At 50.5% G+C, this 13,139-nt stretch carries 10 protein-coding genes; 4 read left to right on the plus strand and 6 right to left on the minus strand.

Annotation, left to right across the window (positions count from 1 at the left end; translation table 11 throughout):
• Positions 1-41 precede the first annotated feature (41 nt).
• Positions 42-1,388, plus strand: coding sequence for a stalk domain-containing protein (locus DX130_RS13345; protein WP_165861271.1), 1,347 nt, complete (start codon positions 42-44; stop codon positions 1,386-1,388).
• Here the strand turns inward: DX130_RS13345 and kapB are convergent.
• Positions 1,385-1,783, minus strand: a complete 399-nt coding sequence (gene kapB, locus DX130_RS13350) for a sporulation phosphorelay system protein KapB (RefSeq protein WP_116046216.1) — start codon at positions 1,781-1,783, stop codon at positions 1,385-1,387. The two genes, DX130_RS13345 and kapB, sit on opposite strands and share 4 nt — an antisense overlap.
• A 166-nt stretch (positions 1,784-1,949) precedes the next feature.
• On the opposite strand from kapB, the gene DX130_RS13355 reads away from it, so the two are divergent.
• On the plus strand, positions 1,950-3,062 hold the full coding sequence (locus DX130_RS13355; RefSeq protein ID WP_116046218.1) for an MGDG synthase family glycosyltransferase: 1,113 nt from the start codon (positions 1,950-1,952) through the stop codon (positions 3,060-3,062).
• A gap of 91 nt (positions 3,063-3,153) precedes the next feature.
• On the plus strand, positions 3,154-4,569 hold the full coding sequence (locus tag DX130_RS13360; RefSeq protein WP_116046219.1) for an NAD-dependent malic enzyme: 1,416 nt from the start codon (positions 3,154-3,156) through the stop codon (positions 4,567-4,569).
• Between the two features lie 677 nt (positions 4,570-5,246).
• Here DX130_RS13360 and DX130_RS13365 read toward each other — a convergent pair.
• Positions 5,247-6,446, minus strand: a complete 1,200-nt coding sequence (locus tag DX130_RS13365) for an MFS transporter (protein WP_116046221.1) — start codon at positions 6,444-6,446, stop codon at positions 5,247-5,249.
• Positions 6,447-6,801: 355 nt separating this feature from the next.
• Here DX130_RS13365 and DX130_RS13370 point away from each other — a divergent pair, with 355 nt between their 5' ends.
• Entirely contained in the window at positions 6,802-7,443 is a 642-nt protein-coding gene (locus DX130_RS13370) for a YqaA family protein (protein WP_116046222.1), read from the plus strand.
• Positions 7,444-7,512: 69 nt separating this feature from the next.
• On the opposite strand, the gene DX130_RS13375 is transcribed toward DX130_RS13370, so the two are convergent.
• From DX130_RS13375 to DX130_RS13390, 4 genes are all read right to left on the minus strand, one after another.
• The gene (locus DX130_RS13375) at positions 7,513-8,595 is read right to left on the minus strand and encodes a C40 family peptidase (protein WP_240644495.1); all 1,083 of its coding nucleotides are present in this window, start codon (positions 8,593-8,595) and stop codon (positions 7,513-7,515) included.
• Between the two features lie 352 nt (positions 8,596-8,947).
• Positions 8,948-9,865, minus strand: coding sequence for a cation diffusion facilitator family transporter (locus tag DX130_RS13380; protein WP_116046224.1), 918 nt, complete (start codon positions 9,863-9,865; stop codon positions 8,948-8,950).
• Between the two features lie 267 nt (positions 9,866-10,132).
• A complete protein-coding gene (locus DX130_RS13385) occupies positions 10,133-11,752 on the minus strand; it encodes an ABC-F family ATP-binding cassette domain-containing protein (RefSeq protein ID WP_116046226.1) in 1,620 nt (539 codons plus the stop codon).
• A 241-nt stretch (positions 11,753-11,993) separates the two neighbouring features.
• On the minus strand, positions 11,994-13,085 hold the full coding sequence (locus DX130_RS13390; RefSeq protein ID WP_240644496.1) for an MBL fold metallo-hydrolase: 1,092 nt from the start codon (positions 13,083-13,085) through the stop codon (positions 11,994-11,996).
• Positions 13,086-13,139: the final 54 nt, after the last annotated feature.

Below are 13,139 nucleotides of genomic sequence, written 5' to 3' on the forward strand. Positions count from 1 at the left end.
AATTATGTTTTCATCTATTTTATCAAAAGGATGTGTGGCAATTGTATAGCAAATTAAGGAATACGTGGAACCGCGCAGCGATCGCGACAATCGTCGCGGGATGTCTGGCCTTCACCGTAACCGCATCGGCTGCTCCGAAGCCGGCTGCAAGTGCAGCACCAAGCGATACATACGACATTGTCGTGCTAGGCGATTCGCTGGCGGCGGGTTATGAGCTGGGCTTTACGGAATCATCCGTACCCTATGGCTTTGCCGAGCATGTGTACGAGCAAGCTCTGTTCCAAGGTCTTCGGGCTGAGTACAACAATTACGGGATTATTGGCTTGCGTTCCGAAGGGCTCAGCAAATGGCTGGATGCCGCGGCCAAGGGACAAGCCGTGAAGGGGGCCGATATTCAAGCTGGCCTGATCGATCCGCGCGCAGCCGCTTTATTCGGCAAAACGACGCAGCTCGCTCAGGACTTGAAGGATGCCGAGCTTGTGCTTATTACAATCGGCGGCAATGACTTCCTGTGGATGCTGAACGATCTTGGTGTCGAGACAGGCTTTCATCAGCTGTCTGCCGACAAGCAGGATTTGCTGAAATCTCAACTCGATACACTTCTTGAGGGCTTCGAGAAGCAGTTGAAGGCCTCGCTCGGCACCATTCAGAAGCTTCAACCAAATGCTGAAATCGTAATCGCCAACCAATATCTACCTATATATATCCAATTCAGAGACCAGAAGACTTACTTCGTGCCAGAGTCGACCGCCAAGTTTCTTACAGACGGCCAAACGCGACTGCTTGAGCGCTTGCAATCCGTTGTCAATGAATTTACGAAGCAAGGATTGAGCGTAAAGATTGCCGATGCATCGTCCGCAATCGAGAAGGATGCGCTTAAATTCACAAGCATCCGCGCAACGGATGAGAAAGGCAATCCGAAGCCAGACATCCATCCAACCGTATACGGCTACACTGCGCTCGGCCAAGCGTTCACCGAGCCGCTATGGGGCGCATACAAAACAGTCAAGCCTCGTAAATCGGGCGTGCCGATCTCGATCGTCGTAGGCGGCAAAGAAGTCGTTACCGACTATGCTCCCGTCATTAAGAAAGGCCGCACTTTCCTCTCATTGCGTGATGTAACCGATGCGCTGGGAGCAGAACTGAAATGGAATGCCGCTACTTCTACCGCTACCATTACTTTGGAAGACCGTACAGTCGCCATTACGGTCGGTGCAGACAAGATCACGATTAACGGGAAAAGTGTACCGCTTAACGCCGAGCCGGCTTATCTCCAGCAATTCAGCGGAGAGAAGAAAACCTACGTTCCGCTCGCCGCGCTTTCAGATGGACTCGGCTTCCAAGTTGTATACCGCGAGACGTTGAAAACCGCCTTTATCAATCGTTAATCCAGCTTATACTCTTTATGCAATCCGATCATGGTTTCGAGACTCTTGGCTGTCCAGCGATTCAGACGGTCGAGAGACTCGATCTCGGCGGCGACTGCCGCTTGAAGCGACTCCCGATAATCCGGCACCGCACCTGCATAGCTTTGCAAATCTCTTATTAGAACTGTCGTTTTCTCCGTATAGCTTAATGCGCGGCGTTCATGAAACATCGCGACGTCCGGGTTATAGGGCTGATGCAAATCGCCCTGCTCCGGATGCTTGATCACCGCCAATACTTTAACCAGCGCACGCGGACCATTTAATTCAACAACCTCTCCTACATATAGGCCCGAACGAACCTTTGCTTTCACTATATTTCCGGCTTCATAGCGGAATTGATCCTCATTAACAGACATCTTGTTTCCTCCTGATCCAATGTTTTTTCACTTCATGATGAATGACTCCATTTGCAACCATGTGATTACAATGTAAATGAACGTTAATTTATTGACAAGAACAACATCTGAACTTGTATTAACCTAACCTGAGAAGTAATATGGAAATAGAAAAGTAGGTGAGTATATGCGCAAGAAGAGAGTGCTGCTGCTCTCAGAGGGGTTCGGCTCAGGCCACACGCAAGCAGCAACCGCGCTGGCGGTAGGATTAAAGCAGCTATGCCCCAGCATCTCGGCTCGGGTTATTGAGCTAGGGAAATTTTTAAACCCGGTTCTCGGACCCTGGATTGTGTCAGCCTACCGTAGAACGGTAAGCTCTCAGCCCAAGATGGTAGGATTCATGTACCGCAGCAATTATAAGAAACCAACGAACCGCTTGGCACAGCTTGCGCTTCATCGTGTATTTTATACGCAAACTACTCAAGTGATCGCACAGCTAAAGCCCGACCTTATCGTATGTACGCATCCTGTCCCTAATACAGTAGTCGCAAGATTGAAGCGGCTTGGATTGGATATTCCTTTATATACGCTTATTACCGATTATGACGCACATGGCTCCTGGGTCAACCAGGAAGTGAATCATTATCTGGTTTCTTCCCCTGATGTGAAAAGCCGTCTTGTCGAAAAGGGCGTGCTGCCCGAACGAATAGAGATAACGGGAATACCTGTTCATCCAAACTTTTGGACAACATACAGCAAAGAAAACGTTCGCGAGGAATACGGGCTTAAAAATATGCCGACGGTTCTCATTATGGGCGGCGGATGGGGCATCCTGTACGAAGATAACGCTTTATCGTACATGACCAAGTGGCGCGAGACGACGCAGTTAATCTTTTGCGTAGGCTCCAATGAGAAGATGAAAGAGAAGATGCTGGGCGATCCCATGTTTCAGCACCCGAACATTCGCATACTAGGCTTTACGCGCGATGTTCACAAGCTGATGGAAGCAGCCGATCTGCTTGTTACCAAGCCCGGCGGCATGACCTGCACGGAAGGCATGAGCAAGGCGCTTCCGATGTTGTTCTACGAGCCGATACCTGGACAAGAAGAAGAGAATTGCGAATACTTCATTAAAAACGGTTTTGGAGAAATGCTGGATTCTAACGATACAGTAGACCGATGGTTTCAGCTTATCCATGACAACGAAGCAGCAGCCGCATTCCGCGATGGTCTGCTGCAGAAGCGCGCGCTTCAATATGACCCCCAAAAGTGTCCTCAGGCCGTACTACAACTCATGTAGTGACGGCTTTGTTTTTCACTCTTGGTTTGGGGCATAATTGAAAATGGCTTGTTCGATACAGCAGCATACTTGAAGGGAGATCGTGACCAACATGCAATCTCAAATGACAGATGGCAAAACGATTATTCTCAGGCTTGAAATCGACACTGAAAAAGCCCAATTCGGCAAGGCTGCTACCGCAATCGAGGGAGCAAAAGGCGACATCATCGCCATTGACGTTATACATACCGACAAAAATAAGAGCGTACGGGATCTAACCGTCAAAATTACAGAGCAGGGCGCCTCCGAAAGGCTGACCGAAGCGCTTAGCTCCGTGCCGGGCATCCGGCTGCTTCATGTCTCGGATCGCACGTTCCTGCTTCACCTTGGCGGCAAAATTACGATTCAACCCAAAACGCCGATCCAAAACCGCGATGATTTGTCCAGAGTATACACACCTGACGTAGCCAGAGTGTGTCAAGCCATTCATGAAGAGCCATCCAAAGCCCATACGCTTACGATCAAGCGCAATACGGTTGCCGTTGTCTCCGACGGCAGCGCTGTACTGGGACTTGGCAACATCGGGCCATACGCTGCAATGCCGGTCATGGAGGGCAAGGCGATGCTGTTCAAGCAATTCGCCGATGTAGACGCCTTCCCGATCTGTCTCGATACGCAAGATACAGAGGAAGTTATTGCGGCTGTCAGGCATCTTGCTCCCGCTTTCGGCGGCATCAACCTGGAGGATATCTCCGCTCCTCGCTGCTTCGAGATCGAGCGGCGGCTGCGTGAGGAGCTGGATATTCCCGTATTCCATGACGATCAGCATGGAACAGCCGTTGTTCTCTATGCGGGTCTGTTGAATGCGCTCAAGCTAACTGGGCGCAGCTTAAGCGAAGCTCATATCGTCGTATGCGGCATCGGAGCAGCAGGTACAGCCTGCACAAAGATGCTTCTGGCTGGAGGCGCGCGCAACGTTATCGGCATAGATCGTCCAGGCATCCTATCGGCTGACGAGACGTATGACCATCCTATGTGGCAATGGTATGCCGAGAATACCAATACGGAACGGCGCAAAGGCGGCTTGAAGGAAGCGCTCGAAGGAGCGGATGTCTTCATTGGCGTATCGGCTGGCGGTTTGTTAACGCGAGAGCATGTCGCAAGCATGGCGCCTGAGCCGATCGTCTTCGCTATGGCGAATCCGGAGCCGGAGATTCGTCCCGAGCTCATCGAGGATATTGTCGGCGTCATCGCCACAGGTCGATCCGACTATCCGAACCAGATCAACAACGTGCTTTGCTTCCCCGGCATCTTCCGGGGCGCACTGGACAGCCGCGCTTCGGAGATCAATGAGCCGATGAAGCTGGCGGCTGCCGAAGCGATCGCTTCTGTCATAAGCGATGAAGAGCTGAACCGCATGTATATTATTCCTAGCGTGTTCAACGCCAAGATTGTCGAGGAAGTCCGGCGCAGAGTCGTAGCTGCCGCCCAGCAAAGCGGCGTATCCCGCCGCCAGCTGCGAGACTAAGCGGGGCTAGGCGCTGGCTGCAGCATGTTGCGATGTAACTAAGTCAATCTGTGCTTCCTACTGGACATCGCGCAGCACACTGCGGGCTTTTAAGTCGATCTGAGCGATCTATTGGACATCGCGCAGCACACTGCGGGCTTTTAAGTCGATCTGAGCGGCCTATTGGACATCGCGCAGCACACTGCGCACTTTTAAGTCGATCTGAGCGATCTATTGGACATCGCGCAGCACACTGCGCACTTTTAAGTCGATCTGAGCGGCCTATTGGACATCGCGCAGCACACTGCGCACTTTTAAGTCGATCTGAGCGATCTATTGGACATCGCGCAGCCCACTGCGCACTTTTAAGTCGATCTGAGCGATCTATTGGACATCGCGCAGCACACTGCGCACTTTTAAGTCGATCTGAGCGATCTATTGGACATCGCGCAGCACACTGCGCACTTTTAAGTCGATCTGAGCGATCTATTGGACATCGCGCAGCACACTGCGCACTTTTAAGTCGATCTGAGCGATCTAATCTAATCCTGGGCATAACTTGCATCAAAATAATAAAAGAACCATATCGACATGGAAGGGAAGAAGGAGACTGACCCCTGTCTCACAAACGGGGGTCAGACCCAAATCCCCGCATGAAGGATATGGTTCTTTTTGAGCTGTAAAACGTAATTATGTCGCTATAAGCGGGCGATAGATCGCTCCCGGCTTCGCTTCATCCAGACGATCAGTCCCGTGCCGGCCATGATGATCCCTGTTGCCACAAAGATTGAGTGGATACCGAGGAATAGCCCCAGCAGACCGCCGATCAACGGCCCAAGCATGGAGCCGAACTGATTCGCTCCGGCCGTCAAGCCGAAGGAGCGACCCCGGAACTGCTCATCCGTATTTTGCACCATAAGCGTATTAATGATCGGTACGATGCCAGCCATAAACAAACCGAATACAAATTGCACCATTGCGAACAGCCACAGCGCTTCTACGAAATACTGCACACAAACAACTGTTCCTCCACACAAGAGACATAGAATCAAAATCCGATAGTATCCCTTTCGTTCGCCAAGCCTGCCCCATAACGGAGACGCAATAATACCGGCAATCCCGATTAACGAGAGGACAAGCCCTGCAGACAACGCCGCGCCCTTCTCGCCGCCCTGCAACTCTGCAATATGGAGAGACAGCAGCGGCTGAATCATATTAAGAGATAACTGAAACACGACGAGGATAAGCAGCATATGAATAAGCGTCCGATTGCGGAGCGCCATTCTGTACGTAATGGGTTGCTTGCTCTTCACTGACTCCTTTGTTTCTCCGCCCTTGCCTTCCTTCACCCAGAAGATGACCGCAAGCGCTGCCGCCAAGATGATAACTGCGGCAACAATAAAAGATCTGCGCATACCGAATGCTTCGGCAAGCAATCCACCGAATAAGGGGCCCAGAATCCCCCCTGTCATCGCTCCGGCTTGCATCATGCCAAGACTCCAGCCGAGCTTCTCCTTCGGTGCAATCATCGCCACTATCGACATAGAGGCCGGGACGAATCCGCCGACTAAGCCGTGCAGCATTCGTACACCTACCAGTTGCCAAGGCGTCTGTACAAAGGCGATTAATGCGTAAATAATAGCCAGGCTAAGTCCTGCCCGAATGACCATTTTGCGTTTGCCGAACTTATCCGCGAGCATACCCCATAGTGGGGCCATAACGGCGCCGACCAGGAAAGCAGAGGAATGTACAATACCCGCCCATAAATTGACGGAGCTCTTGTCCACACCAAGGTCATACAGAAATAAAGGCAGGAACGGCACCGACATCGTATAGCTGGCGCTGCAGAAGAGCACGCCAAACCATAAGATCCACATCGTTCGTTGCCAGGATGGCATATGAGGTCACTCCCTTCTTGCCAAAAACCAAACTGAATCCATCCGAACGTCATTGCGTCATGTACCACTATACGCCCCTTTCCATAGGAGTTCAAAACGTAACAAAGGGAGCAAACCCGAGCAATCCTTAGCGAAGCTCCGCTTAACGCATAAGAATGCGCCTTTAAGCCAAAAAATATTGAAACCAGCAATCCCATCGCACGTAAGTTAACTTATGGGCGTTGTTATGCCATCATGAACAGCCTGTGAAAACGCCATCATAGTGTCTGTGACCTGCGTCCTATATAAAAGGCGACGACTACTCAACGGATATGCTATACTTAGCAGGTATGTTGAACAAAAAGGAGCCTACCTCATGTTCCAAGCTTTTATTGATTTTCTGAAGGATTATGGCCCCTTGGGACTGTTCGTTCATTCCTTTCTAGACGCGGTCATTTTTCCGGTCCCCGCTTTTTTCTTGCAGGTATCGCTAAGTATTATGAATCCGACAACAGCCTTATGGCTCGCAACGGTCGGATACATCGCCTGCCTTATCGGGACACCGGTCGGTTACTATTTGGGCAAAATTATGGGTAAATCCATTCTTTACCGATTTATTAAGACAGAATGGATAGACGCCGCTACAAGCCGGTTTCAAAAAAACGGTGAGGCTGCTATATTAATTGGTTCGTTTACGCCAATTCCGTTTAAAGTATTTACGATTTTATCCGGCGCCTTGAACTTTCCGTTATGGCGACTGATCGGCTACGCTGCGATAGGGCGTGCCGTTAAGTTTTACGCAGTAGGCGCATTGTTCTACTTCTATGGCCGCGCGGCAGAATCAATGGTGAAGGATGTATCGCTCTATACCTTTATTATCGCCGTACCGTTAATTGCTATTTTCCTGTTTGTTCGCAGCAGGATTCGCAAGAAAAAACAACTTCAAGAGGCAGCATCTCAGTCTGCGGCTGAACATCAAGCAGCAGCAACCGAGCTTAGCCATGATCCAACTAAATAAAAGCTATCCCTCAATGTCCGCAAGGAAATGAGGGATAGCTTTTTTTCATATCGGTATATTATGCTGCCCTTAGAGCGCGCTTCCTCCGAATAGGAAACGGTGCTCCCAATGTGTGCCTTTAATAGTACTCGTTCTTACACCGCCGCTTTCTTTGGAGTACGTGTGCAAGATTTTACCGTCCCCCAGATAGATGCCGACATGTGTAATACGTTGAGTCGATTTGTTAACGCTGCTGTATGCGGACGCGCTTGTCCCCTTATAAGACATAAAGAACATCAGATCGCCGCGCTTCAGATTGTTGATATTGGTTGTCGCATTGCCTTTTTTCTTCACATAATCGCCCTGCTGGCGAGAATCCGCCGGAAGCGTAATGCCCGCACCGTCCATGAAGGCTCTTCTTGTAAATGCGGAGCAGTCAAACGTTTTGGTAGAGCTGCGGTTTGAACCGAACTCATATGGCGTCCCCAGATACTTCATACCGGCCGAGATTACTTTTTCAACAGAAGCGTTGGAGGAAGGTGCAGTGGGCTTTGTCTCTGCTTCATTGCCTGGGTTGCTGCCGGAGCCATTCGAACCTGTATTCGTCGAACCAGAACCGGGTGTGTTGCCCAGGGACAGATATTGCGATTGGGTCGACACATAACCTTTTACGCCATTGGAATCAAGAACTTCATACCAGCTGCTGCTTGCTTGTCCCAACACTTGTACTTGCTCATTTGCTTTCAAATAACGAAGGCGCTTTGCGGAAGTGGCAGGACCCTCGCGGAAGGATACCGATTTCTTCACGACAGCATTCATCGCTGGAACGGCTTCATCAGAGGAAGAACCCGAGTTCGGTGAAGAAGAATTGGAAGAAGAGCTTGTTTTCGTATATTGGGACGAAGAGGAGATATAGCCAGATTTGCCGTTAGCGTCGCTAACTTTGTACCAGCCTTTGCCCGCCTCCTCGATAATGCTCACATTCTCGCCCTTCTTCAGCATGCGGATAACCGTGCTGGAAGCCGATGGGGCTGTACGCATGTTAACTCCCCAGATCACTTCAGCCGACTGCGCGGCATATGCTGCCGGTGCCGGGATCACCACTGCGGTGCCTAGCAACAATACGGCCGATATGGTCGCTGCTGCGACTTTGTGCTTCATGGTGTATTTCATTCAATACGCCTCCTTGAGTAATGATTGCTGTGCCGGTGTTCGGCGTGTACATCAACCATTGTAAGTTTGGCGTCTCCATACAAGCATCGACCAATGTTCCTAAATAGGGGACCTTGGAATTGGGAGTATTGCATTACCTAAAAACGCTAAGAAAAAATTAATAAAAGGCGCCTCCATCCATGGAGACGCCTTCCTTTTTCACTTTTTTCAAACATGATAAGCTAAGCGATGATTGGCCGAAATGCCAAATATGAGAATTCTCATAAAGATTAGGGCTTTCTCATATGACCACCGGGACTAAAGACTCATTTTTAGATATCCGCCAAGAATTTGGTCCTATTTACCAACCGTATTATCGGCCCTCCGGATGCAGATTCAAGCCCTCATCAGCCCTCTTTTGGGCCTGATCCAGCGGTTCCACATGGACATGCACGCCCATAATATTGTGCTTCCGACCCATTCTTTGTTCGATTTCATCGCAAATCCGGTGGCTCTCAATCAAGGATAATGCGGGATCTACGAGTACAATAACGTCTACCAGCACATTGCTTCCGTGAATTCTGGCTTTGATGTCCTTGATGGCAATAACTCCTTTGGTTTTGGCAATGGTCGCCCGCAGCGTTGTAAGCTCCTTCTCGTCGAAGCCGTCCGTCAGCGCATGGGTTGATTCGTAGAAGATGCCCCACGCCGTCTTACATATAATGAGGCCGACGAGCAACGCCGCAACGGGGTCCAGCCACGGCATCCCGAACTGGGAGCCGATAATGCCGACCGCAGCTCCGATACTCACCAGAGCATCCGACAGGTTATCCTTCGCCGCCGCCATCAGCGCCTGATTGTTGATCTTGCGTGCCAGACGACTGTTATAGAAGTATACTCCGCCCATACATACAGCCGAAAATAGCGCTACCCACGCTGTTATCATATTTGGTGTCGTATGCTCAGCTGCAATAATCGATCTTACGGCAGTAATGAGGACTTGTATGCCCACGGTCGCCATAATGAAAGATGCAATAAGTGCCGCGATGGTCTCCGCCCGGAAATGGCCGTACGGATGATCCTTGTCGGGCGGCTTCTGCGAGATGCGCAGACCAACAAGCACCGCTATGGATGCCACAATATCCGTTAAGTTATTGTAGCCGTCGGCTACAAGCGCGCCTGATACGAACCAATAACCTGCTACAAGCTTCATGGCGGACAAGACAACGTAAGCTACAATGCTTACCCATGCGCCCTTCTCGCCTTCTTTAATATCCTCATACTGTGTCAAAATGCCAAGCCTCCTGCCAATCTCTTCAAAACGTCTCTCGATATCATACCCGAGCAGTGCCGTGTGGGTCTAGAGAAACAGTGTTGACCTTATGCGAGCTTTTATGCCTCAGGGCAAAAGAGTGAGACAAGGGCCAGAATCGAGGAAGCAGCACTACCGGCTTCATCTCCGTTATGATGGGCGCATTGCAAGTGAATCATTCCCGCTCCACGCAAAAAAAACCGCCCCGAAATGTAACTTCGGAACGGTTCATAGGCTAGCAAGTTTTTAGACAGAGTACATACGCTCGCGAATTGCTTTCACTTCCGCGCTCTCCAGGTACTCGTCATACGTCATCATACGGTCGATTACACCATTCGGCGTAAATTCGATAATACGGTTAGCGATGGTCTGAACAAACTGATGGTCATGCGATGTGAACAAGATCGTACAATCCGTATCGATCAAGCCGTTGTTGAGCGCTGTAATGGACTCCAGATCCAAGTGATTCGTCGGTTCATCCAGAAGGAACACGTTAGCGCCTTCCAGCATCATCTTGGACAGCATGCAGCGAACCTTCTCGCCACCGGACAGAACGCTTGCCTTCTTCATCGCTTCATCGCCAGAGAACAGCATACGGCCCAAGAAACCACGTAGGAATGTCTCGTCCGGATCTTTGGAATATTGGCGCAGCCACTCCACCAGGTTCATATCAACGCCTTCAAAATAGGTCGAGTTGTCCTTAGGGAAATAGGCGCGAGTCGTTGTGACGCCCCATGAATACGTACCTGCGTCAGCCTCAAGCTCGCCTGCGATCAATTGGAAGAATGTTGTCTTCGGCGACCCGTTTGGTCCAACAAAAGCAATTTTGTCGCCTTTGTTAATCGTGATTGTCAGGTTGTCAATCAGCTTCTCGCCTTCGATCGACTTGGACAGGCCTTCTACAAGCAACAGTTGCTTGCCCGCTTCACGCTCGCCTTTGAATAAAATAAACGGGTATTTGCGGTTCGACGGACGAATATCATCCAGCGTAATTTTATCAAGCAGCTTCTTACGCGAAGTTGCTTGCTTCGACTTCGATTTGTTGGCGCTGAAACGTTGTACAAACGCTTGCAGCTCCTTAATCTTGTCTTCCTTCTTCTTGTTCTCCGAACGCATAAGCGAGAGAGCAAGCTGGCTGGACTCGTACCAGAAGTCGTAGTTGCCTACGTACATTTGGATTTTGCCAAAGTCAATGTCCGCAATATGCGTACATACCGTATTCAAGAAGTGACGGTCATGGCTGACTACGACTACTGTGCCTTCATACTTCGCAAGGAAATCCTCTAGCCAACGAATCGATTCAATATCCAAGTGGTTGGTAGGCTCGTCAAGCAGAAGAATCTGTGGAGAACCGAACAAGGCTTGCGCCAACAGGACGCGCACCTTCTCGTTGCCGCCCAGCTCAGACATCAGCTTGTCATGCAGATCAGTGGAGATACCAAGTCCGTTCAGCATCTCTGCCGCCTCGGATTCCGCTTCCCAGCCGTTCATGTCTGCGAATTCAGCCTCAAGCTCTCCCGCGCGCATGCCGTCTTCATCCGTGAAGTCAGCTTTTGCGTAGAGTGTGTCCTTCTCTTTCATCACTTCATACAGCTTCTTATGGCCCATAACGACCGTCTCCAACACTTTGAAGCCATCGTATTCGTAATGGTTCTGCTTCAGAACGGCGAGGCGTTCGCCCGGCGTAATATGCACATCGCCCGAGGACTGCTCTACTTCGCCGGATAGAATCTTGAGGAACGTCGACTTGCCAGCCCCGTTCGCTCCGATCAAGCCGTAGCAGTTGCCCGGCGTAAACTTGATATTCACATCTTCAAAAAGCGCGCGCTTGCCAAAGCGAAGCGTTATGCCACTAGTGCTAATCATGGTTATTAATCCCGTCCTTCACTACAAAATCGCATTTTCTCGAACTATTATAGCATAGTCTGATATAGAAACGAACGTTGAAACCGCTATAGATCGAAAAGATAACCGATTTCTAGCATATTTATGGCCCATCATGCAAAAAACCTCTCCTCGGCATACATACGCGATCGCCGGTAAAGAGGTTCCTGCCTTACATGAATTACAATACCGTTTCGTTGTTAAATTAAGACGTGTGGTCGCTTCAACTTTTCGTCAGCTTCCAGGTCTCGCCTAATGGCAGCACAATAACGCGATCCTCCTCAAGACATCTCCGGCAGCGCTCTGCCTCCAGGCGATCAAGCGCTTCTCGGGGCGTATCATCTGCCAGCTTGAATGCGCCATAATGCATGGGAACAAACCATTTGGCCCCTGTATCCTCGAATGCCTGCAGCGCCTCCTCAGGCGATACATGCTGCGGCCCCATAAACCATTCCGGCTCGTAAGCGCCGATCGGCATAAGCGCCACATCGATTTGGAATCGCCTCCCGATCTCCTTGAAGCCCCGGAAGTAGCCGCTGTCCCCTGCAAAATAGATCGTAGGCGACACAGGCGCAGCAGGGCGCGCTGCAGGGCTATTGCTGTTACTCGTTATTCCGGGATCACCCGCCTTCCAAGCGGAGGCTGCCGCAGTCTCTTCATGCGATGCGGCTACTTGCTCATTACTCGCTCGCTTCTCCCGGTCCTTCTTGGCCGTTCGATGGGTTCCTGACGTCTCCATGACCCAGCCTCCCCAGTGGGAGCTGTTCGTATCCCATGGATTGCGGCGCGTCCAGTGCTGAGACGGCACGAAGGTGAAGGTAACACCCTTTACGGTGACGGATTCCCACCAGTGCAGCTCCCTGACGCTGGTGAATCCCTTCAGCCTAAGCTTGGCGCTAAGTCCAGCAGGTACGAGCAATTGCTTGCCGCCAGTAAGCCTCCTTAACGAAGCAATACTTAAATGATCATAATGAGAATGGGAGACGAGCACGACATCCACCGGGGGCACGTCCTCAATCGGAATGCCGGGCGGGGCCAGCCTCTTCTGGAAAGCCATCTGACCCGACCATACGGGATCGGTTACAATATTTAATCCGCCAAGTTGAATTAGAAATGTAGAATGTCCGATCCATGTAATTGACGGAGTGTCTCTGTTGTCTTTTAGAAAAGGCAAATCCGGTTCCGCTTGGGGTACTCTATACGAATAATCCTTCAGCTTGAGCTTGCGGATTCTCTCTTGGCGCCATCTTTTAAATTGCTTAAAGGAATTATGTTGTTCAACCTGATCTTCATTCGCAAATCTCTTGTTCCTCAAGTTGCGCTTTCCCTCCTCGCTAGCTTGCGGCATACCATTAAGATAACAAGTTAA

The sequence above is a fragment of the Paenibacillus paeoniae genome, assembly GCF_003388735.1.
GTDB lineage: Bacteria > Bacillota > Bacilli > Paenibacillales > Paenibacillaceae > Pristimantibacillus > Pristimantibacillus paeoniae.

What these genes read in the sequence shown, in the direction of transcription:
- kapB (WP_116046216.1), bottom strand. Translation starts at nt 1,783, where the DNA reads ATGTCTGTTAATGAGGATCAATTCCGCTATGAAGCCGGAAATATAGTG.
- DX130_RS13355 (WP_116046218.1), top strand. Translation starts at nt 1,950, where the DNA reads ATGCGCAAGAAGAGAGTGCTGCTGCTCTCAGAGGGGTTCGGCTCAGGC.
- DX130_RS13360 (WP_116046219.1), top strand. Translation starts at nt 3,154, where the DNA reads ATGCAATCTCAAATGACAGATGGCAAAACGATTATTCTCAGGCTTGAA.
- DX130_RS13365 (WP_116046221.1), bottom strand. Translation starts at nt 6,446, where the DNA reads ATGCCATCCTGGCAACGAACGATGTGGATCTTATGGTTTGGCGTGCTC.
- DX130_RS13370 (WP_116046222.1), top strand. Translation starts at nt 6,802, where the DNA reads ATGTTCCAAGCTTTTATTGATTTTCTGAAGGATTATGGCCCCTTGGGA.
- DX130_RS13375 (WP_240644495.1), bottom strand. Translation starts at nt 8,595, where the DNA reads ATGAAATACACCATGAAGCACAAAGTCGCAGCAGCGACCATATCGGCC.
- DX130_RS13385 (WP_116046226.1), bottom strand. Translation starts at nt 11,752, where the DNA reads ATGATTAGCACTAGTGGCATAACGCTTCGCTTTGGCAAGCGCGCGCTT.